The organism is Nitrogeniibacter mangrovi (assembly GCF_010983895.1).
GTDB classification, from domain to species: domain Bacteria; phylum Pseudomonadota; class Gammaproteobacteria; order Burkholderiales; family Rhodocyclaceae; genus Nitrogeniibacter; species Nitrogeniibacter mangrovi.
This window is the reverse complement of sequence record NZ_CP048836.1, coordinates 1,234,061-1,254,739: the sequence shown is the minus strand read 5'-3', so window position 1 is coordinate 1,254,739 and position 20,679 is coordinate 1,234,061. Positions and strand designations below refer to the sequence as shown.

The following is a 20,679-nucleotide window of genomic DNA, read 5'->3' as shown; positions in this document are numbered from 1 at the left end:
GACAAGCCGATGCTCAACGCCATGACCGTCCTGCTGGGTTTCCAGCTGATCGGTGAAATCATCACCCGCTTGGCGGGGTGGCCGATTCCGGGGCCGGTGATCGGCATGGCGCTGTTGTTCCTGGTGCTGGTCCTGCGCCGAGGCCCGGGCGAAGAACTGAGCCGGACGTCCAATGGGTTGCTCAGCCATCTGTCACTGCTGTTCGTACCCGCCGGCACCGGCATCATGCTGCACGCCGACCGCCTCGCCAGCGAGTGGCTGCCCCTGGCCGCCGCCTTGCTCGCCAGCACCCTGCTGACGCTCGGCGTCTCGGCCGTCTGTCTGCACCTGCTGGTTCGCAAAGGACAACAGCGCCAATGAATCAGGACAGTGTGAGCGGCCTCTGGGTCTACCTCTCCGCCCGCCCACTGCTGGGCTTGACAATGACCCTGGTGGCCTACGGCATCGCGTGGCGTATTCACCAGCGCTTCAAGTCCCATCCGCTGGCCAACCCGGTGCTGATCGCGGTGCTCCTCCTGGTGACCGTGCTCACGCTCACCCACACGCCCTATCAGCGGTATTTCGACGGTGCCCAATTCGTGCATTTCCTGCTGGGCCCCGCGACTGTGGCACTGGCGATCCCGCTTTACGGGCAGTTGCAGCGTCTGCGCCGGCTCGCCTTGCCGCTGGGGGTCACCCTGTTGATCGGGTCCGCCATCGCCATCGCCTCGGCCTGGGCAGTGGGCGCATGGCTCGGTGCGGACGAGCAGACGCTGATCTCGCTGGCCCCCAAGAGCGTCACCACGCCGATCGCCATGGCGGTCGCCGAAGCCCTGGGCGGACTGCCATCGCTCACGGCGGCACTGGTCATCGCCACCGGCATCCTCGGCGCGATGACGGCACAAGGCGTCTTTCACCTCCTGCGCATCCGGGACGCAGCAGCGCAAGGTTTCGCGATCGGCATCGCGGCCCATGGGATCGGCACCGCACGGGCGTTTCAGCTTAGCCCGGAGGCCGGCGCATTCTCGGCACTGGCGATGGCCGCCAACGGCCTGCTGACGGCCGTACTGGTGCCATGGCTGATCCCCTGGCTCAAGGCGCTGTTCGCCGCGCACTGAGCTCGGGGCGTTGCGTCCAGGCGCACGCCGGACGATACTCGGAAAAACACCGACGCCACCCCATGCCACTGACAGACGCCCAGCGCACTTACTGGCGCAAGACCCTCGCCCTGACCGCAACCCTGCTCCTGGCGTGGTTCCTCATCACCTTTGTCGGCGGGTATTTCGCGGCCGAGCTCAACGGGTTCAGCTTTCTGGGATTTCCGCTCGGTTTCTACCTGTTTGCGCAGGGTGCGTTGATTGCGTTTCTGGTGATCATCGCCATCTACGTGCGCGTCATGGGCAAGCTCGACGACCGCTTTGCCGCATCACGCTCCGCCGAGGCGTCGCGCGGGGACACGGCGTCGCACTAACCCCCCTCGCGCCGGGCTTGCAGTGGGATTTATCCCTCCATAAACAGCTTTAAGGTTTCTGTAAGTTTTCTTCTCGATACTCCAATTGCCCAATGTAATCCGGGCGCGTACGGCCATGCTTCACTGACCGTACACGTACCGGTGGCGGGCGTCAGGGGTCATTCTGACAACCGGCATCGGTCGGTCCGGAAGACTGGCTTTCAACAATATTTGAGAGGAGACAAGCGATGGACAAGTCGGGTGAAGCCTACTGGCGCGCCACACTCGGTCTGCTGACCACCGTGCTCATCATTTGGTTTGTCGTGTCCTTCGGGTTCGGCATCATCCTGCAGCCGATGCTCGACAGCATCCACCTCGGTGGATATCCGCTCGGGTTCTGGTTCGCCCAACAAGGTTCGATCTACATCTTCGTGGCACTGATCTTCTGGTACGCCGCCAAGATGGGCAAGATCGACCGTGAGCACGACGTGCACGAAGACTGAGGAGATCGGACGAATGGATCTTAAAACCCTAACCTACATTGTGGTCGGCGCCACGTTCGCGCTCTACCTGGGCATCGCCTTCTGGGCGCGCGCAGGCAGCACGGGCGAATTCTACGTCGCCGGCGGCGGCATCCATCCGGTTGCCAACGGCATGGCCACCGGCGCTGACTGGATGTCGGCAGCCTCCTTCATCTCCATGGCCGGTCTGATCGCCTACAACGGTTACGGCGCCTCGCTGTTCCTGATGGGCTGGACCGGCGGTTACGTGCTGCTGGCGATGCTGCTGGCCCCGTACCTGCGCAAGTTCGGCAAGTTCACGGTGCCCGAGTTCATCGGCGACCGGTACTACTCCAAGGCCGCACGTATCGTGGCCGTGGTGTGCCTGATCTTGGCCTCCATCACCTACGTGATCGGTCAGATGAAGGGTGTCGGCGTGGCCTTCTCCCGCTTCCTCGAAGTGGATTACGACCACGGTCTGTACATCGGTATGGCCATCGTGTTCGTGTATGCGGTGCTCGGCGGCATGAAGGGCATCACCTACACCCAGATCGCCCAGTACTGCGTGCTGATCCTGGCCTACACCATCCCGGCCATCTTCATTTCGCTGAACCTGACGGGCAACCCGCTGCCGCAACTCGGCCTGGGCGCCACCATGGCCGATGGCTCGGGCATGACGCTGCTCAACAAGCTGAACCTGGTGGTGACGGAACTGGGCTTCCCGAAATACACCGAGCAGACCATTGCCGGCCGTCTCGACATGTTCGTCTACACCATGTCGCTGATGATCGGTACCGCCGGCCTGCCGCACGTGATCGTCCGCTTCTTCACCGTGCCGAAGGTCAAGGACGCCCGTTCCTCCGCTGGCTGGGCGCTGGTGTTCATCGCGATCCTCTACACGACCGCTCCGGCCGTCGGCGCCATGGCTCGCCTGAACCTGATGCAGACCATCCAGACCGGTGAGATCGGCTCGCCCGAAGGCAACCTCAAGTACGACGAGCGTCCCTCCTGGTTCAAGAACTGGGAAAAGACCGGTCTGCTGCAGTTCGAAGACAAGAACGGTGACGGCCGCATCCAGTACTACAACGACAAGAATCCGGAAATGCAGGCCAAGGCCGAGAAGTTCGGCTGGAAAGGCAACGAGATGGTCAAGGTCGACCGCGACATCATCGTGCTGGCCAACCCGGAAATCGCCAAGCTGCCGAACTGGGTGATCGCCCTGGTCGCGGCCGGTGGTCTGGCCGCCGCCCTGTCGACCGCTGCCGGTCTGCTGCTGGCCATCGCGTCCGCCATCTCGCATGACCTGCTCAAGGGCGTGTTCGCCCCGGGCATCTCCGAGAAGACCGAACTGATGTCCAGCCGCATCGCCATGGCCGGTGCCATCGCGGTCGCCGGTTATCTCGGTCTGCATCCTCCGGGCTTCGCAGCCGGCACGGTGGCCATCGCCTTCGGTCTGGCCGCTTCCTCCATCTTCCCGGCGCTCATGATGGGTATCTTCTACAAGCGCATGAACAAGGAAGGTGTGATCGCCGGCATGGTCGCGGGTATTACGGTCACGATGCTGTACGTGTTCCAGCACAAGGGGATCTTCTTCATCCCGGGCACCGAGTTCCTCGGCTCCATGGGCAAGAACTGGTTCCTGGGCATCCAGCCGAACGCCTTCGGCGCCATCGGTGCGATCGTCAACTTCGGCGTGGCCATCCTGGTCTCCAAGATGACGGCCGAGCCCCCGCAGCACATTCAGGAGCTGGTCGAATCCATCCGCACCCCGCGTGGTGCCGGTACCGCCCAGGCTCACTGAGCCAAGGACACCTGGCGGTGTTCCTTCGAACCCCCGCTTCGGCGGGGGTTTTTTCGTTCACCCACCCGATCGGCGATCCGGCCAGCGATACGGGAAAACGCCGATGACGCGGCCTGGGTGCGAATGCTAGCCTCAGAGCCTTCGGATTTCCTTCCTTGATCGGGACCCATTGCGATGTACCAGCATATCGTTGCAGCTATCGACGACAGCGACACCTCCCGCCGGGCCATCCGCGAAGCGGTGGCGCTCGCCCAATCCAGCGGTGCCAGCCTGACGCTGGTCCACGCCGTGGACGAAGCCTTGTTCGCCCATTTCAGTCACACCACCCTGGCCAACCGCGATGCGGTGGAAAAGGCCTTGATCGCCGAGGGCCAGAACGTGCTCGACGCCGCGGCACAGGTGGCGGCGGACGCCGGCATGGACGCGCAGACGCGACTGCTCACCTCCAAGCATCAGTCCACCTCCGACCAGGTGGCCGAAGCCCTCCGGGCGCTGCACGCCGACCTGCTCGTGGTCGGCTCCCATGGGCGACGCGGTGTCCAGCGGCTCGTGCTCGGCAGCGTGGCCGAACGCCTCCTCAAGAAGGTCACCATCTCCGTGCTGATCGTGCGAGGCATCGCGCCGGACTGAGCCGGCGACCGCCCGCCCCCCCTCCTCACGGGCCCGCATGTCGGGCCTGTGTGCCTTCTGGCGGGCGATGCGGCTGGTATCATGCCCGCTACGGCCCGCCCGAGGCGCAACCGGGCCGCACCTTCCCGAGTTCTCGTTGACCGCACCCAACACCATGCAACTGCCGGACTTCCTCCATACCTGGCTCGCCGAACTTGGCCTGGACACGGCCAGCAGCAGCCTCGCCGTTCAGGTCTTCCTCGTCGTCGCCAGCGTGCTGCTCATCAACTTCCTGCTGGCGATCGTGCTGCGGCAGCTGCTTGCCCGGGCCCACCACACCACAAGCGTCTGGGACGAGGCCGCCATCGAAGCGGTCGGGCGGCCATTGCGGGCCCTGGTCTGGCTCAACGGCATCGCCTTCGCGGCGCAAATGGTCGGCACGCACACCGACGCGCCGATCTTCGCCGCCGTCGATCCGATCCGCAAGATCGGGGTGGTCGCGCTCATCGCCTGGGGGTGTTCACGACTGATCCGCAACATCGAACTGGCGCTGTTCAAGCACCGGGAGCGGATCAACAAGACCACCGATCACACCACCGTGTCGGCCATCGCCAAGCTGCTGCGCCTGGCCGTGCTCATCACCGCCGTGCTCATCGTGCTGCAATCGCTGGGCTTTTCGATCTCGGGCGTGCTCGCCTTCGGCGGGATCGGTGGCATCGCAGTGGGCTTCGCCGCCAAGGATCTGCTGGCCAACTTCTTCGGCGCCATGATGGTGTATTTCGACCGCCCGTTCGTGGTCGGCGACTGGATCCGCTCCCCCGACCAGGACATCGAGGGCACGGTCGAGGAGATCGGCTGGCGCCTGACCCGCATCCGCCGCTTCGACAAGCGCCCCCTGTACGTGCCCAACGCGGTATTCACCCAGATCGCGGTGGAGAACCCGTCGCGCATGACCCACCGGCGCATCTACGAGACCATCGGCATCCGCTACGACGATCTGGACAAGATGCAGCGCATCACCGACGAGGTGCGCCAGATGCTGGTCGAACACGACGAAATCGACGAGACCCAGACCATGATCGTCCACTTCAACGCGTTCAACGCCTCGTCCGTGGATTTCTTCGTCTACACCTTCACCAAGACCACGCAGTGGGTGAAGTATCACGAGGTCAAGCAGGACGTGTTGCTGAAGGTCGCCGCGATCATCGAACGGAACGGCGCCGAAATCGCGTTTCCGACGCGCACCCTGCATCTGCCCGACGGCGTGCGGATCGAATCCGCTGCCCAGCTCGTCGACGCCGCATCGCCCGCGCGCGCATGAAAAAGGCGCCCCGCGGGGCGCCTCCCATCGCTTGCGGCACCGGGTTCAGCGGTTGCCCAGCAACCCGCCGAGCATCGACAGGCCCTGTTCGATCAGCGCATTGTCCCCCGACACCTCGCCCTGGGGCGAGACCCGATCGATGAAGCCGGGCAATGCCTCCGCCAGACCACCGGCCACCTGGTCGCCGGACAGACCGAACTGGCGCGCCAGCTGAGCGATGGTGTCGTTGCCCAGCGCGTGGGCGATGTCCGCCCCGGCGACCGGCGCGTTCTCACCGCTCCCGAGCCAGCTCGCCACCTGGCTGGCCAGCCCGCCCGACTGCAGCCGCGACAGCAAGCCGGGCAGCCCTCCTTCGGTCTGGTTGATCAGGCTCATCACCAGCTTGACCAGGGTGCCCCCCTGCCCGTCGCCACCGAGCAGTTGCCCGGCCACTTCGCCGGCCAGTTGATCGAACAAACCCATGCCGCACCTCCGAGTATTCCGTTGTCGTCTGAAGTGGGCATGATGACCAGCACCGCGCCGCACCACAAGAGTTGAAACAGGGTTTCACGATTGTTCTGATGCGAATCGCCAGCGGCCGCCGCCACCTATCCGAGCTAGAATAATGCGCAATACCACTTTCTCGGCAACACGCATGACTCAGGACGAAATGAAACAGGCCGCTGCCGAAGCGGCGCTCGCCTTCGTGGAAGAAGGCAGCATCGTGGGCGTGGGCACCGGCTCGACCGCCAACCACTTCATCGACGGCCTGGGGCGGATGAAGTCGCGCATCCGCGGCGCGGTGGCCAGCTCCGAGGCCAGCGCCGAACGGCTCGCCGGCCATGGCATCGAACTGTTCGACCTCAATCACGTGAGCGAGATGCCGGTCTATGTGGATGGTGCCGACGAGATCGATGCCTCGCTGGCCATGATCAAAGGCGGCGGCGGCGCACTGACGCGCGAGAAGATCGTCGCCGAGGTGGCCACCCGTTTCGTCTGCATCTGCGACGAGACCAAGCAGGTCGAGGTGCTGGGGCATTATCCGCTACCGGTCGAGGTGATTCCGATGGCGCAGGCGCTGGTGGCCCGCGAGCTGAGCGCGCTGGGCGGTCGTCCGGTGCCGCGGGCCGGCTTCGTGACCGACAACGGCAATCTCATCCTCGATGTCCACGGCCTCGAGATTCGCGATCCCGCCGGGCTCGAGACCGCCATCAACCAGATCCCCGGCGTCGTCACCAACGGGCTGTTCGCCCGCCGTGGCGCCGATGTCCTGCTGCTGGCCACACCGAACGGCGTGCGCAAGCTGACCGCCGCGTGACATCAAACTGTCACCTACTTTTGATAATCTGGGAAGCTTGTAGATGAATTTCGACGCCCTGCCCCCCATGAACGAACATATCTCCAAGCAATTCGACGCCGAACTCGAGCAGATGCGTACGCGCGTGCTGCAGATGGGCGGCATGGTCGAGCTGCAGATCGCCAAGGCGCTGGATGGCCTGGCCAGCGGGGACATCGGCGAACTCGACCAGGTCATCGACGACGATCACCGCATCAACCAGATGGAGCTCGAGCTCGACGAAGCCTGCACCCAGATGATCGCCAAGCGCCAACCCACGGCGCGCGACCTGCGCCTGGTGATGACGGTGTTCAAGATGATCACCGACCTGGAGCGTATCGGCGACGAGGCCAAGAAGATTGCCAAGATGAGCCGGCGCCTGCACACCAGCGACAAACCCTTCACGCCGCGCATCGAACTGCGTCACTCGGCCAACCTCGCCATCGACATGCTGCGCAAGACCCTGGATGCCTTCGCCCGTCTGGACATCAATTCGGTGGCCGACGTGGTGCGTCAGGACAAGCAGGTGGACGCCGAGTTCAAGGGCATCATCCGCCAGCTCATCACTTTCCTGATGGAGGATCCGCGCACCATCTCCGCCGGCATCGACACGCTGTTCATGGCCAAGGCCATCGAGCGCATCGGCGATCACGCCAAGAACATGTCCGAATACGTGATCTACATGGTCAAGGGGCGGGACATCCGTCACGCCGGCATCGAGGCGATCGAACAGGAAGTCTCGCAGTAGCCGCCTGCGGCAGCGACAAAAAAGGACGGCCGCGGCCGTCCTTTTTTCGTGGGTCTCGTGTCCCGTCTCAACTCTGCGGCGGCACGTAGCCACCGATCGCGTCGGAGCCCTCACCGAAGAAGTGGCGCTCCATCTGCTCGCTCAGGTACTTGCGCGCGCGGGCATCCATCAGGTTGAGGCGGTTCTCGTTGATCAGCATGGTCTGGTGCTTGACCCACTGAGCCCAGGCTTCCTTGGAAACGTTCTCGTAGATCTTCTTGCCCAGTTCGCCGGGCACCGGCGGCCGGTCCAGGCCCTCGAGTTCCTGCCCCAGCTTGATGCATTTGACCATTCTCGTCATGTCGATTCCTGCGTGTTCGTCCAGAAGGTTGCGATGAGCCCATTCTAGCCCGAATGCCCGACCCGTGCCGGGCGGCCTCAGATCGATTTCATGAACACCTTGGAGCGCCGCTGCAGGTTGTACAGTTCGCGCTTCTGGCTCGGCAGCCGGTCGGGGTGGACCTCCTCGAAGCCACGCTCGCGGAACCAGTGGGCGGTGCGCGTGGTGAGCACGAACAGCGCCTGCAGGTGCTGTTCGCGCGCGCGCCGCTCGATACGCCGCATGAGCATCTCGCCCAGCCCCGAGCGGCGATATTCCGGCACCACGGCCAGACAGGCCAGCTCGGCGGCGCGCTCCTCGCTGAACGGATAGAGGGCCGCGCAACCGACCAGCACGCCGTCGTGTTCGACCACCGAAAAGCGCGTGATCTCCTGCTCGAGCAGTTCGCGGCCACGACGCACCAGGGTACCGTCGCTCTCGAGTGGCGCGAGCAGGCTCACCAGGGCGCCGACGTCGTCCACCGTGGCTTCACGCAGGCGAAACAGCGGATCGCGCGAGACCACCGTCCCCACCCCGTGATGGGTGAAGAACTCCAGCAACAGGCCGCCGTCGCGGTCGCGGTCGATCAGGTGCACCCGGTGCACCCCCTGGCGCACCGCGCGGATGGCGCAGGGCAGATACAGGTCGAGATCCTCGGTCAGCCCCTGCCCCGCCTGCATCATGCGCTCGGCCGCATCGGCGGTGATCGAGTCGATCAGTTGCTGCTGTTCGTCGAGCAGTCCGGGCGCATCGCACAGGTAAAGAAGCTTCTCCGCCCGCAGCGCCACCGCCACCGCCTCGGCCACCTCCTCCATGGGCAGGTTGAAGATCTCGCCGGCCGGCGACACCCCGAGCGGGGAGATGAGCACCACGTTCTGCTGATCCAGGTCGGCGGCGATCTCGTCGGCCATGATCTTGCGCACCGCGCCGGTGAATTGCAGATCGACCCCGTCGACCACGCCGACCGGGCGGGCGGTGATGAAATTGCCGCCGGTCACGCGGATGTAGCTGCCCGCCATCGGTGTGTTGGGCAAGCCCTGCGACAACTGCGCCTCGAGTTCGAGCCGGGTGACCGCCATGGCGGCCTTGACGCAGTCGAGCGCGGTCGCGTCGGTCACCCGCACCCCGTTGTGCAGACGGGATTCGAGCCCGCGACGCGCCATCTCCGCCTCGATCTGCGGGCGCGCGCCATGCACCAGCACCAGGCGGATGCCGAGCGCCGCGAGCAGGTTGCAGTCATAGGCCAGCGACTGGGCGAGCGCGCCGGCCGCCACCTCGCCGCCGAATCCGATCACGAAGGTCTTGCCGCGAAACGCGTGGATGTAGGGCGCCGCGCCGCGCACCCAGGCGACGAAATGTTGCGTCAGATCGCTGGCGGTAGTCGCGGGGTCGAGCGCGGAGGGATCTTCGTGCACGGGGGCTCCTGGAGCGGTCGGGCGGGCCATGCCGCCGTCGTTCGGATTCAAGCAATGGCGCCAAGTTTAAACGCTAAGCGGCGCGCGCGGCATCGCATCGGCGTCACGCTTTGGCCCCCTTCTGCGCATCGAAAGCGGCTTCGAGCCGCTCGCAGATGGTGCGCAGTACCTTGATGCGTGCGTAGCGCTTGTTGTCGGCCTCGATCAGGGTCCAAGGCGTGGTCTCGGTGCTGGTGCGATCGATCATGTCGCACACCGCACGCTCGTACAGCGGCCACTTCTCCCGGTTGCGCCAGTCCTCGTCGGTGATCTTGAAGCGCTTGTGGGGGGCGTTGGCGCGCGCCTCGAAGCGCGCGAGCTGCTCGGCGTCGCTGATGGCCAGCCAGAACTTCACCACCACCGCACCGGCACTGGTGAGCGCATCCTCGAAGTCGTTGATCTCCTCGTAGGCACGCATCCAGTCGGCTTCGGAGCAGAAGCCCTCGACCCGTTCGACCAGCACCCGTCCGTACCAGGACCGATCGAAGATCGTCACCTTGCCGCGGCGCGGCACATGGCGCCAGAAACGCCACAGATACGGCAGCGCCCGCTCCTCCTCGCTCGGTGCCGCGATCGGCACCACCTGGTAGAGGCGCGCGTCGAGCGCCGCGGTAATGCGGCGGATCGCACCGCCCTTGCCCGCCGCGTCCATGCCCTCGAACACCAGCACCAGCGAGTGGGCGCTGAAGCCGTTGCCGCGGGTCAGCACGGCCAGCCGCCCCTGCAGGCGCTCGAGTTCGTGATCGTAATCGCGCTTGCTCATGGGGCGGTCGAGGGTCAGTTCGCGCAGCACGTTGCGCCCGTCGAGCTGGGGGGGCATCGGCGCTGTACTCAGGCGCGGCTTCCAGCGGGTCCCGATGTCGAGACGCTTGCGCAGCGCCGCCAGCAGCGTCCGCCCCACCAGCAGGCCGCGATAGCGGTCGTCGGAGCCGTCCACGATGATCCACGGCGCCTCGGCCGTGCTGGTGTGACGCAGCACATGCTCGGCCACGTCATGGCGGCGTGCGTACTGCTTGTAGTTGCGCCAGTCGGTCTTGGTCACCCGCCAGCGGGTGAGCGGGTCGGACTCGAGCTTTTTGAACCGTTCCTTCTGCGCGTCCTTGGACAAATGGAACCAGAACTTGAGCAGGACCACGCCTTCGCGGGTCAGCATCTCCTCGAAACGGTTGATCTCGGCCAGACGCTGTTCGAGCACGCTGCGCTTGAGCCGTTTGCCGACCCGCTCGCGGATGGGGTACTCGTACCAGTTGCCGAACAGCACACCGATCTTGCCCTTCGGCGGCAGCGCCCGCCAGAAACGCCACATGACCGGGCGCTCGCGCTCCTCCGACGACGGCACATCGAACGCGCGGGTCACCACATGACGCGGATCGAGCCATTCGTTGAGCAGGTTAACCGTCTCACCCTTGCCGGCGGCATCGACACCATTGACCAGGATCACGACCGAGAAGGTCGCGCAGTCGAGCAGATCGAACTGGGCATCGAGCAGTTGTGCCCGCAGTTCGGGGACCTCCGCTTCGTAGTCATCCTTGTCGACACGATGTCCCAGCTCAGCGGATTCAAACATGGCCTGTCCTCAGAAATCGCCCCACAGGGCCTGGATGGCGGCCAGCGCCGCGAGCCCGGCCGTCTCGGTGCGCAGCACGCGCGGACCGAGGCGGATCGGCTGGATGCCGCGCGCCGTCATGGCGGCCAGCTCCTCGTCTTCCCAGCCCCCCTCGGGGCCGACCAGGAGCGTCAGCGCTCCGGCCGGTGCCGGCTGCGTGCGCAGCGCCTGCGCTGCCCCCGGTGCCAGCACCCAGCCACCGTCGGCCCGTGCCAGCCACCGGCTCAGGGCTTGCACCGGCGCCACCTCGGGCACCCGGTTGCGACCGCTCTGCTCGCACGCCGACACCGCGACGCTGCGCCAGTGCGCCAGACGCTTGACCGCGCGCTCGCCCTCGAGCTTCAGCACCGAGCGCTTGGCGGCCACCGGCACGATGGCATGGACCCCGAGCTCGACAGCCTTCTGCACCACCCAGTCCATTTTGTCGCCACTGGCGAGCGCCTGCACCAGGGTGATCCGGCAGGCCGGCTCCGGCTCCGGCGCCAGCGCTTCGGCCAGTTGCACGGTGACGTGCGGCTTGAGCGCCGTGAGGGTGCCGGCACAGGCCGCGCCTTCGCCGTCGAACAGGATCACCGACGCCCCCGGGGCGAGGCGCAGCACACGGGTGGCATGGTGCGCCGCCGCCTCGGGCAGCGTGACGCAATCGCCCGCGGCCAGCGGGATCGGGCAAAAGAAGCGAAAAATCATCGTGCTATTATAGGGCTCGCCCGATGCGGTTCGAACGCCGGCATGTGCCCGATGCCCCGATCCGCGCCCGACCGCATTCCGACCTGTCGCCACCTTCCCGGCCGATGGCGGCTGGAGGCTTCATGAACAACGCAGCAAAACGCCTGTCGCGCGCCCGTGCGCTCGAATCCCTGGTCCGCGACATTGCCCGCGAGGCCATCCTGCCGCGCTACCTGAAAACGGCACGCAATCGCAAGCACGACGGCTCCCTGTTCACCGAGGCCGACCTGGAATCCCAGCGGCGCTTCACCGAGGCCCTGCCGGATCTGGCCCCGGGGCCGGTCCTCGGCGAGGAGATGACCGGCGAGGAGCAGGCGCGGCTGTGGTCCGAGGGCAAGCGCGGCCTGTGGTGCATCGACCCCATCGACGGCACCACCAACTTCGCCAACGGCATCCCCTTCTTCGCCGTCTCCATCGCCTATTTCATGGAGCACAAACCGATCTTCGGCGTGGTCTACAACCCGGTCACCGACGAGTCCTTCTACGCCGCCGCCGGCGCCGGTGCCTATCTCAACGGCACCGAGTTGCCCCTGCGCGAACCCGCCACGGTCCTGCGCGATGCGGTCGCCGGTGTTGATTTCAAGCGTGTCAGCCACCATCTGGGCGATGAACTGGCGGTGCGCCCGCCCTACTATTCCCAGCGCAATTTCGGCTCCAGCGCGCTCGAATGGTGTTTCGTGGCCGCCGGGCGGCTCGATGTGTACATCCATGGCGGCCAGATGCTGTGGGACTACGCCGCCGGCCACCTGATCCTCGCCGAAGCCGGTGGCGTCGCCGCCGCCCTCGATGGCGGCGATCTGCTCGCCGGCCCGGCCGTCAAGCGCGGCGTGGTCGCCGCCGCCAGCCCGGGCCTGTTCACCGACTGGCGCGCCTGGCTGCAGAATCACGCCTGATCGGCGCCGGCCACGCGACCACTGACCGTCTTCCTTTTCTGCGCGGAGTTCCATCATGTCCATGAAGCATCCGATCATCGCCGTGACCGGCTCGTCGGGCGCGGGCACGACGACCGTCAAGCACACCTTCCAGGCGATCTTCCACCGCGAAAACGTCAATGCCGCCATCGTCGAGGGCGACAGCTTCCATCGCTACACGCGCGACGAGATGAAGCAGCAGATCGAGGAGGCCGAAGCGCAGGGCAAGCGCGGCATCAGCCACTTCGGTCCGGAGTCCAACCGGCTCGACCTGCTCGAACAGCTGTTCCGCTCCTACGGGGATTCGGCCACCGGCCGCCGCCGCTGCTACATCCATGACGAGGCGCAATCAGTGCAGCGCGGCCTGCCCATGGGGACCTTCACCGAGTGGGAGGACCTCCCGGTCGGCACCGACTGCCTGTTCTACGAAGGCCTGCACGGCGCCGTCGTGACCGACGAGGTGGATGTGGCGCGCCATGTGGACCTGCTCATCGGCGTGGTTCCGACCATCAACCTGGAATGGATCCAGAAGCTGCACCGGGACACCCGGGTGCGCGGCTACTCCCGCGAAGCGGTGCAGGACACGGTGCTGCGGCGCATGCACGACTACGTGCATTTCATCGTGCCCCAGTTCTCGCGCACCCACATCAACTTCCAGCGCGTGCCGGTGGTCGACACCTCCAACCCGTTCTCGGCGCGCGACGTGCCCACCCTGGAGGAGTCGAAGGTGGTGATCCGTTTCAAGGATCCACGCGGGGTGGACTTCCCCTACCTGCTGCGCATGCTCCACGACTCGTTCATGTCGCGCGCGAACACCATCGTCGTGCCCGGCGGCCGCCTCGATCTGGCCATGCAGCTGATCCTCACGCCCTTGATCTGGAAGCTCATGGAGCGTCGCCGGCAGTGGGTCTGACGATTGGCCAAGCCAATGATTCCATTGAAATAAATCGAGACGTTGTAACGCGTGCGGTCACAATGCCGCGCGCACAGACGGCTACCCAAGCGGGCCCATTTCGACGATAATTGCGCCTTTTCCCCAACCGGTCCCCGGACCGCGAGAACCGCAATGTCGTCCGAGCGCAACGTCACCCCTCCCCAGTTCAACCCCATCACCGGCGCCATCCGGGCCCTGGCGATGGATGCCGTGCAGAAGGCCAACTCCGGCCACCCGGGCGCGCCCATGGGCATGGCGGAGATCGCGGAGGTGCTGTGGCGCCACCATCTGAAACACAATCCGGCCAACCCGAAATGGGCGGACCGCGACCGCTTCGTGCTCTCCAACGGGCACGGCTCCATGCTGATCTACGCCCTGCTGCACCTGACCGGCTACGATCTGTCCATCGATGACCTGAAGAATTTCCGCCAGCTGCACAGCAAGACCCCGGGCCACCCGGAATACGGCTACGCCCCCGGCATCGAGACCACCACAGGCCCGCTCGGCCAGGGCATCACCAACGCCGTGGGCATGGCGCTGGCCGAGAAGGTGCTGGCCGACGAATTCAACCGCCCCGGCCACGCCATCGTCGATCACCGCACCTGGGTGTTCCTGGGCGACGGCTGCCTGATGGAAGGCATCTCCCACGAGGCCTGCTCGCTGGCCGGCACCTGGGGCCTGGGCAAGCTGACCGCCTTCTACGACGACAACGACATCTCCATCGACGGCCATGTGGACGGCTGGTTCACCGACGACACGCCGAAGCGCTTCGAAGCCTATGGCTGGCAGGTGATCCGCGATGTACAGGGCCATGACCCGGTCGCCATCGAGGCGGCCATCGCGCAGGCCAAGGCCAACACCGCCCAGCCGACCCTGATCTGCTGCAAGACCATCATCGGCGCCGGCGCCCCCAACAAGCAGGGCGGCCACGACGTCCATGGCGCGGCCCTGGGCGACGCGGAAATCGCTGCCACCCGTGAACACATCGGTTGGCATCACCCCCCGTTCGAGATCCCGGCCGAGGTCTATGCCGCCTGGAACGCGCGCGAGGCCGGCGCCAGCGCCGAAGCCGAATGGAACGCGCGCCTCAAAACCTACCGCGCCGCCCATCCGGAACTGGCCGCCGAGTTCGAGCGCCGCATGAGCGGCAAGCTGCCCAGCGACTGGACCGCGCACGTGGATGCGGTGCTCGCCCAGGTCACCGACAAGGCGGAGACCATCGCCACCCGCAAGGCCAGCCAGAAGAGCATCGAAGCCTTCGCGCCCAGGCTGCCCGAGCTCATCGGCGGCTCCGCCGACCTGGCCGGCTCCAACCTCACCCTGTGGTCGGGTGCCCGCGGCGTCACCCGCGAGCACGGCGGCAACTACGTGTATTACGGCGTGCGCGAGTTCGGCATGGCCGCGATCGCCAACGGCCTGTCGCTGCATGGCGGCCTGATTCCCTACACCGCCACCTTCCTGATGTTCAGCGAGTACGCGCGCAACGCCCTGCGCATGGCCGCGCTCATGAAGATCCGCCAAGTGTTCGTGTTCACCCACGACTCCATCGGCCTGGGCGAGGATGGTCCGACCCACCAGCCGGTCGAGCAGATCGCCACCCTGCGGTTCATCCCCAACATGGACGTGTGGCGCCCCTGCGACACCACCGAATCCACCGTGGCCTGGGCCTGCGCCATCGAGCGCGCCGACGGCCCCAGCAGCCTGTGCTTCTCGCGCCAGAACCTGGCCTTCCAGCCGCGCAGCGCCGCCCAGGTCGCCGCCATCCGCCACGGCGGTTATGTGCTGTCCGAAGCCGGCAACGCCGAACGCGGTGAAGCCCCCCATGCGGTGATCCTCGCCACCGGCTCGGAGGTGGCCCTGGCCATGGAAGCCCAGGCCAAGCTGGCCGAAGTCGGCACCTTCGTGCGCGTGGTTTCCATGCCGAGCACCAATGTCTTCGACCGCCAGGAAGCCGCCTACAAGGCCTCGGTGCTGCCGGCGCGCGTGCCGCGCGTGGCCATCGAGGCCGGCGTGACCGATTTCTGGCGCAAGTACGTGGGCCTGGAGGGGGCCGTGATCGGCATCGACCGCTTCGGCGAGTCCGCCCCGGCCGGCCAGCTGTTCAAGGAATTCGGCATCACCAGCGATGCCGTCGTCGACGCCGTGCGCACCCTGGTCGGTTGAGCGCCAGCGCGACGAACAACAGAATTTAAAACCTGAGAAGGAGCAATCCGATGAGCATCAAAGTCGCAATCAATGGTTTCGGCCGGATCGGCCGCTGCACCCTGCGCGCCATCTACGAGCAAGGTCTGCAGAACGAACTCGAGGTCGTTGCCATCAACGCCTCGGGCGACCTGGCCACCAATGCCCACCTGCTCAAGTACGACACCACGCACGGCCGTTTCGCCACCTCGGTCGAAACCGAAGGCGAGAACTGCATCATCATCGACGGCAAGCCGATCCCCTTCTACTCCACCAAGGACCCGAAGGGCGTCAACTGGGGCGAGCACGGCGTGGACGTGCTGCTCGAGTGCACCGGTGCCTACACCAGCAAGGCCAAGGCCGTGCAGCTGCTCGAGATGGGCGCCAAGCGCGTGCTGATCTCCGCCCCCGGCGGTGACGACGTGGATGCCACCATCGTGATGGGCGTGAACGAAGGCGACCTGCGCGGTGACATGACCGTGGTCTCCAACGCCTCGTGCACCACCAACTGCCTGGCCCCGGTGGCCAAGGTGCTGTCCGAGTCCGTCGGCATCAAGCAGGGCCTGATGACCACCGTGCACGCCTACACCAACGACCAGGTGACCGTGGACGTGCGCCACAAGGATCTGCGCCGCGCCCGCGCCGCGGCCGCCAACATCATCCCCACCAAGACCGGCGCCGCCAAGGCCGTCGGCCTGGTGCTGCCGCAGCTCAAGGGCAAGTTCGACGGCTTCGCGCTGCGCGTGCCGACCCTGAACGTGTCGCTGGTGGATCTGACCTTCACCGCCGAGCGTGCGACCACCAAGGAAGAAATCAACGAGCTCATGACCGCGGCGGCCAACGGCCCGCTCAAGGGCATCCTGGCCGTCAACAACGAGCCGCTGGTCTCCTCCGACTTCAACCACACCGCCGTCTCCTCGACTTTCGATGCGACGCAGACCCGCGTCATCAAGGCCGAAGACGGCTCCGTGCTGGTCAAGGTGCTGGCCTGGTACGACAACGAGTGGGGCTACTCCTGCCGCATGGTGGACGCCGCCCGCGCGTTCGCCGCAGCCCAGTAAGACCGGACCCCGGGGGCACGCCTGTGCCCCCGGTTTCCTCAACCTGACGCAACACCTTCGATGACCGTCCGCCTCGCCATCAACGGCTATGGCCGCATCGGCCGCTGCTTTCTGCGCGCGCTGTACGAATCGACGTACCGCGACCAGTGGCAGGTGGTCGCCATCAACGAGCCGGCCGATCTGGCCAGCATCGAATACCTCACCCGCTTCGACTCCACCCACGGCCGCTTTCCCGGCGTGGTGGACGTGAGCGACGACGCCCTGCGCATCGACGGCCGCCCGATCGCCATCACCCACGCCACCGAGCCGGAACAGGTGGACTGGGCCGCGCTCGGCATCGATCTGCTCGTCGAATGCTCGGGCCGCTACGGCACCCGCGACCAGCTGCAGCGCTTCATCGACGCCGGCTGTCCGCGCGTGCTGCTCTCGCACCCGGCCCAGGGGGCCGAGGAGGTCGACGCCACCACGGTGTTCGGCATCAATCACGACACCCTGCGCGGCGACGAGCGCATCGTCTCCAACGCCTCGTGCACCACCAACGCCGTGGTGCCGGTCCTGGCCCTGCTCGACGACAGCTTCGGCGTCGACCATGCCCTGCTGACCACCCTGCATTCGGTCATGAACGACCAGCCACTCATCGACGGCTACCACCACACCGACCTGCGCCGCACCCGCTCGGCCATGCAGTCGATCATTCCGGTGTCGACCGGCCTCGCCCGCGGCGTGGAGCGGCTGCTGCCGCAACTGGCCGGCCGCGTGAAGGCCAAGGCCATCCGCGTGCCGACCCTGAACGTCTCGGCCATCGAACTGACGCTGACCCTGCGCCAGCGGGTCGATGCCGCCGCCGTAAACCGGCTCATGGCCGAGGCCGCGCGCGGCCCCTTCGCCGGTCTGCTCGCCTATACCGAGCAGGCCCACGCCTCCATCGATTTCAATCACGACCCCCATTCGGCCGTCATCGACGGCGGCCAGACCCTGGTCAGCGGCGACACGCTCGCCACCCTGCTGCTGTGGTTCGACAACGAATGGGGCTTCGCCAGCCGCATGGTGGACGTGCTCTCGCACTGGCACCACCGCTGGCCACGCTGATTTTCCGATTCCATCGCCATCCTCACCATTCTCAGGAGACTCATCCCATGCAAGTGAAGAAACTTCAGGATCTGGACGTGGCCGGCAAGCGCGTCTTCATCCGTGCCGACCTGAACGTCCCCCAGGACGAGGCCGGCAACATCACCGAAGACACCCGCATCCGCGCCTCCATCCCGTCCATCCAGTATTGCCTGGACAACGGCGCCGCGGTGATGGTCACCTCCCACCTGGGGCGCCCGACCGAAGGCACCGTCGGCCCCGAGGACACCCTGGCCCCCATCGCGGTGCGCCTGGGCCAGCTGCTGGGCAAACCGGTCAAGCTGATCTCCGACTGGGTGGACGGCGGTTTCGGCGTCGAACCCGGCCAGGTGGTGCTGCTCGAGAACTGCCGCTGCAACACCGGCGAGAAGAAGGACGACGAGACCCTGTCGAAGAAGATGGCCGCCCTGTGCGACATCTACGTGAATGACGCCTTCGGTACCGCCCACCGCGCCCAGGCCACCACCCACGGCATCGCCCGCTTCGCTCCCGTGGCCTGCGCCGGCATGCTCATGGGCGCCGAGATCGACGCCCTCTCCAAGGCCCTGTACGCGCCCGCCCGGCCGCTGGTGGCGATCGTCGGCGGCGCCAAGGTGTCCACCAAGCTCACCATCCTCAAGACCCTGGCCGAGAAGGTGGATCAGCTCATCGTCGGCGGCGGCATCGCCAACACCTTCCTGCTGGCCGCCGGCCACAATATCGGCGAGTCGCTGGCCGAACCGGAGATGGTGAACGAAGCGCGCGAAGTGATGGAGATCATGAAGGCCCGCGGCGCCGAAGTCCCCTTGCCCACCGACGTGGTCGTGGCCGACGAGGTGTCCGCCCTGGCGCGCGCCAACCGCATCTGCATCGACGACGTGGGCGCACACGACCGCATCCTCGACTTCGGGCCCAAGAGCTCCGCCCGCCTCGCCGACATCATCGCCCACGCCGGCACCATCGTGTGGAACGGCCCGGTCGGCGTGTTCGAGTACAACCAGTTCGCCGGCGGCACCAAGATGATGGCCTCGGCCATCGCCCACTCGGAGGCCTTTTCCATCGCCGGCGGCGGCGACACCCTGGCGGCGATCGCCAAGTTCGACATCGCCGACGACGTGGGCTACATCTCCACCGGTGGCGGCGCCTTCCTCGAGTTCCTCGAAGGCAAGACCCTGCCGGCCATCGCGGCACTGGAAGCACGCTTCCAGGACTGAGGGGCGACACCATCCACCACGGAAATGGCGGCCGGCAGGCCGCCATTGTCGTTTCACGCGCCAGCTCCTGCGGGTTTCCCGGACTTCATGTCGACCCCGCCCCTACCGTATAAAGAGGTATCGACCCGAAAACACCGGCGGCTTCGCACCATGCCTTTCCCCCTGAGCACCCTGATCGGATCGCGACGCCGCCTGGTGGCGGCGATCCTGCTGTTCCTGGCGCTCGACCTCACGGTGCTGCTCACCAACCTGTGGATCGCCCGGCACGTGGCCGGCGACGCGGTCGCCATCAACCTGGCGGGCCGCCAGCGCATGCTCTCGCAACGCATGACCAAGGCGCTCCTGCTCAGGGCCCAGGCCGCCGATCCGGTCGCCCAAGCGATCGCCGAGGACGAATTTCGCAACGCCCACGCGATCTTCATGCGGACCCTCGACGCCTTCGCCGGTGGCGGCCAGACGACCGGCAGCGACGGCCGTCCGGTGGTGCTCGATCCGGTCAGCGATCGCGGCGCAGCGGCAGTCGCCTCGACCCAGGCCCTGCTCGCGCCGCTTCCGGCCTCCCTCGCGGACGAGCAGCAGGCGGGCCTGCAACGCGCAGCGGACTATCTGGTCGAGCACAATGTCGAGATCCTCACGCTCATGAACACGCTGACGACCGCGCTCGAGCGCGATTCGGTGCGGCGCACCGAGCAGTTGCGCCTGATCCAGTCGGGCGCCTTCCTCCTCGCGCTGGCCAACTTCGTCCTCATCGTCGTCGGCCTGAACCGGCGCTTTCGCGAAGCGGAAGAGGAATCCGCCCGCTGGCAGGCCCTGGCGCGGCTGGATCCGCTCACCGGCCTGTCGAACCGCAAGGGCTTCTTCGAGGCGGCGGCACGCCAGCTGGCGCGTGCCAAGCGGGGCCAGGAGCCAGGCAGCCTGATCCTGCTCGACCTGGACGGTTTCAAGCCGGTCAACGACCGCCTCGGCCATCCGGTCGGCGACGCCGTCCTCGTGCGCTTCGCCGAACGCCTCAGGCTGACGGCGCGGCAAAGCGACGAAGTGGCGCGCATCGGCGGCGACGAGTTCGTGCTCCTGTGCCCGGGCCTGGTCGACGCCCACGCCATCGACGATCTGTGCCGACGCATTGTCGAGGCCATGGCCGAGCTCACGCCGGACGAACTCGCCCCGAAACAGCTCGGCGTCAGCATCGGGGTGGCGAGCTTTTTCGATCACGGCTACGACATCGACACCCTGATCGCCCAGGCCGACCACGCCATGTACGAAGCCAAGCGCGGCGGCGGGGACCGCTGGCATCGGCCCTGAGTCCGCCGTGGCCACGAGCCCCGGTGTCGTGCCTCACCGGCGCAACCTATCCGGGCTAGAATGCGTGCAGCACAAATTCAACGCACACGCACAGGAACGCCC

The 20,679-nt window shown here is 66.4% G+C and carries 21 protein-coding genes; 16 read left to right on the top strand and 5 right to left on the bottom strand.

Annotation, left to right across the window (positions count from 1 at the left end; genetic code table 11):
- Nucleotides 1-9 precede the first annotated feature (9 nt).
- The 7 genes from G3580_RS05735 to G3580_RS05705 all read left to right on the top strand — a co-directional run bounded on the left by G3580_RS05735 (nucleotide 10) and on the right by G3580_RS05705 (nucleotide 5,660).
- On the top strand, nucleotides 10-360 hold the full coding sequence (locus G3580_RS05735) for a CidA/LrgA family protein (protein ID WP_173764353.1): 351 nt from the start codon (nucleotides 10-12) through the stop codon (nucleotides 358-360).
- Nucleotides 357-1,097: an LrgB family protein gene (locus tag G3580_RS05730; protein ID WP_173764352.1), complete on the top strand. Its 741-nt coding sequence runs from the start codon at nucleotides 357-359 to the stop codon at nucleotides 1,095-1,097. Before G3580_RS05735 ends, G3580_RS05730 begins: the two co-directional genes overlap by 4 nt.
- 62 nt (nucleotides 1,098-1,159) lie before the next feature.
- Entirely contained in the window at nucleotides 1,160-1,450 is a 291-nt protein-coding gene (locus G3580_RS05725) for a DUF4212 domain-containing protein (RefSeq protein WP_173764351.1), read from the top strand.
- A 227-nt stretch (nucleotides 1,451-1,677) separates the two neighbouring features.
- Nucleotides 1,678-1,932 carry a DUF4212 domain-containing protein gene (locus tag G3580_RS05720; protein WP_173764350.1) on the top strand — a complete coding sequence of 85 codons (255 nt, stop codon included), beginning with the start codon at nucleotides 1,678-1,680 and terminating at the stop codon, nucleotides 1,930-1,932.
- Nucleotides 1,933-1,945: 13 nt separating this feature from the next.
- Nucleotides 1,946-3,730, top strand: a complete 1,785-nt coding sequence (locus tag G3580_RS05715; protein ID WP_173764349.1) for a sodium:solute symporter family protein — start codon at nucleotides 1,946-1,948, stop codon at nucleotides 3,728-3,730.
- 174 nt (nucleotides 3,731-3,904) lie between these two features.
- Nucleotides 3,905-4,360 (top strand): universal stress protein, encoded by a 456-nt coding sequence (locus G3580_RS05710; RefSeq protein WP_173764348.1) that lies wholly within the window; start codon nucleotides 3,905-3,907, stop codon nucleotides 4,358-4,360.
- Between the two features lie 136 nt (nucleotides 4,361-4,496).
- Nucleotides 4,497-5,660: a mechanosensitive ion channel family protein gene (locus tag G3580_RS05705; protein ID WP_217424608.1), complete on the top strand. Its 1,164-nt coding sequence runs from the start codon at nucleotides 4,497-4,499 to the stop codon at nucleotides 5,658-5,660.
- A gap of 45 nt (nucleotides 5,661-5,705) precedes the next feature.
- Here the strand turns inward: G3580_RS05705 and G3580_RS05700 are convergent, their stop codons facing one another.
- A complete protein-coding gene (locus G3580_RS05700; RefSeq protein ID WP_173764347.1) occupies nucleotides 5,706-6,122 on the bottom strand; it encodes a YidB family protein in 417 nt (138 codons plus the stop codon).
- Between the two features lie 172 nt (nucleotides 6,123-6,294).
- On the opposite strand from G3580_RS05700, the gene rpiA reads away from it, so the two are divergent.
- Both rpiA and phoU read left to right on the top strand, forming a co-directional pair.
- The gene (gene rpiA, locus G3580_RS05695; RefSeq protein WP_173764346.1) at nucleotides 6,295-6,957 is read left to right on the top strand and encodes a ribose-5-phosphate isomerase RpiA; all 663 of its coding nucleotides are present in this window, start codon (nucleotides 6,295-6,297) and stop codon (nucleotides 6,955-6,957) included.
- A gap of 43 nt (nucleotides 6,958-7,000) precedes the next feature.
- On the top strand, nucleotides 7,001-7,723 hold the full coding sequence (gene phoU / locus G3580_RS05690; RefSeq protein ID WP_228720782.1) for a phosphate signaling complex protein PhoU: 723 nt from the start codon (nucleotides 7,001-7,003) through the stop codon (nucleotides 7,721-7,723).
- 67 nt (nucleotides 7,724-7,790) lie between these two features.
- Here the strand turns inward: phoU and G3580_RS05685 are convergent, their stop codons facing one another.
- The 4 genes from G3580_RS05685 to G3580_RS05670 all read right to left on the bottom strand — a co-directional run bounded on the left by G3580_RS05685 (nucleotide 7,791) and on the right by G3580_RS05670 (nucleotide 11,828).
- A complete protein-coding gene (locus G3580_RS05685) occupies nucleotides 7,791-8,063 on the bottom strand; it encodes an oxidative damage protection protein (RefSeq protein WP_173764345.1) in 273 nt (90 codons plus the stop codon).
- A gap of 77 nt (nucleotides 8,064-8,140) precedes the next feature.
- Nucleotides 8,141-9,496: an amino-acid N-acetyltransferase gene (argA, locus tag G3580_RS05680; RefSeq protein WP_228720781.1), complete on the bottom strand. Its 1,356-nt coding sequence runs from the start codon at nucleotides 9,494-9,496 to the stop codon at nucleotides 8,141-8,143.
- A 103-nt stretch (nucleotides 9,497-9,599) separates the two neighbouring features.
- Nucleotides 9,600-11,102: a polyphosphate:AMP phosphotransferase gene (gene pap, locus G3580_RS05675; protein ID WP_173764343.1), complete on the bottom strand. Its 1,503-nt coding sequence runs from the start codon at nucleotides 11,100-11,102 to the stop codon at nucleotides 9,600-9,602.
- A gap of 9 nt (nucleotides 11,103-11,111) precedes the next feature.
- Nucleotides 11,112-11,828, bottom strand: a complete 717-nt coding sequence (locus G3580_RS05670) for a 16S rRNA (uracil(1498)-N(3))-methyltransferase (RefSeq protein ID WP_173764342.1) — start codon at nucleotides 11,826-11,828, stop codon at nucleotides 11,112-11,114.
- A 122-nt stretch (nucleotides 11,829-11,950) separates the two neighbouring features.
- Between G3580_RS05670 and G3580_RS05665 the strand changes: the two genes are divergently transcribed.
- The 7 genes from G3580_RS05665 to G3580_RS05635 all read left to right on the top strand — a co-directional run bounded on the left by G3580_RS05665 (nucleotide 11,951) and on the right by G3580_RS05635 (nucleotide 20,577).
- Nucleotides 11,951-12,760 (top strand): inositol monophosphatase family protein, encoded by an 810-nt coding sequence (locus tag G3580_RS05665; protein WP_173764341.1) that lies wholly within the window; start codon nucleotides 11,951-11,953, stop codon nucleotides 12,758-12,760.
- A 55-nt stretch (nucleotides 12,761-12,815) separates the two neighbouring features.
- Complete coding sequence (locus tag G3580_RS05660; RefSeq protein WP_173764340.1) at nucleotides 12,816-13,691, top strand: phosphoribulokinase; 876 nt, start codon at nucleotides 12,816-12,818, stop codon at nucleotides 13,689-13,691.
- A gap of 153 nt (nucleotides 13,692-13,844) precedes the next feature.
- Nucleotides 13,845-15,875 (top strand): transketolase, encoded by a 2,031-nt coding sequence (gene tkt / locus G3580_RS05655; protein ID WP_173764339.1) that lies wholly within the window; start codon nucleotides 13,845-13,847, stop codon nucleotides 15,873-15,875.
- A gap of 50 nt (nucleotides 15,876-15,925) precedes the next feature.
- Nucleotides 15,926-16,954 carry a type I glyceraldehyde-3-phosphate dehydrogenase gene (gene gap / locus G3580_RS05650; RefSeq protein WP_173764338.1) on the top strand — a complete coding sequence of 343 codons (1,029 nt, stop codon included), beginning with the start codon at nucleotides 15,926-15,928 and terminating at the stop codon, nucleotides 16,952-16,954.
- Nucleotides 16,955-17,014: 60 nt separating this feature from the next.
- Entirely contained in the window at nucleotides 17,015-18,043 is a 1,029-nt protein-coding gene (locus G3580_RS05645) for a type I glyceraldehyde-3-phosphate dehydrogenase (protein WP_173764337.1), read from the top strand.
- A gap of 47 nt (nucleotides 18,044-18,090) precedes the next feature.
- Nucleotides 18,091-19,275, top strand: coding sequence for a phosphoglycerate kinase (locus G3580_RS05640; RefSeq protein WP_173764336.1), 1,185 nt, complete (start codon nucleotides 18,091-18,093; stop codon nucleotides 19,273-19,275).
- A 150-nt stretch (nucleotides 19,276-19,425) separates the two neighbouring features.
- Complete coding sequence (locus G3580_RS05635; protein WP_173764335.1) at nucleotides 19,426-20,577, top strand: GGDEF domain-containing protein; 1,152 nt, start codon at nucleotides 19,426-19,428, stop codon at nucleotides 20,575-20,577.
- The last annotated feature ends 102 nt before the right edge of the window (nucleotides 20,578-20,679 follow it).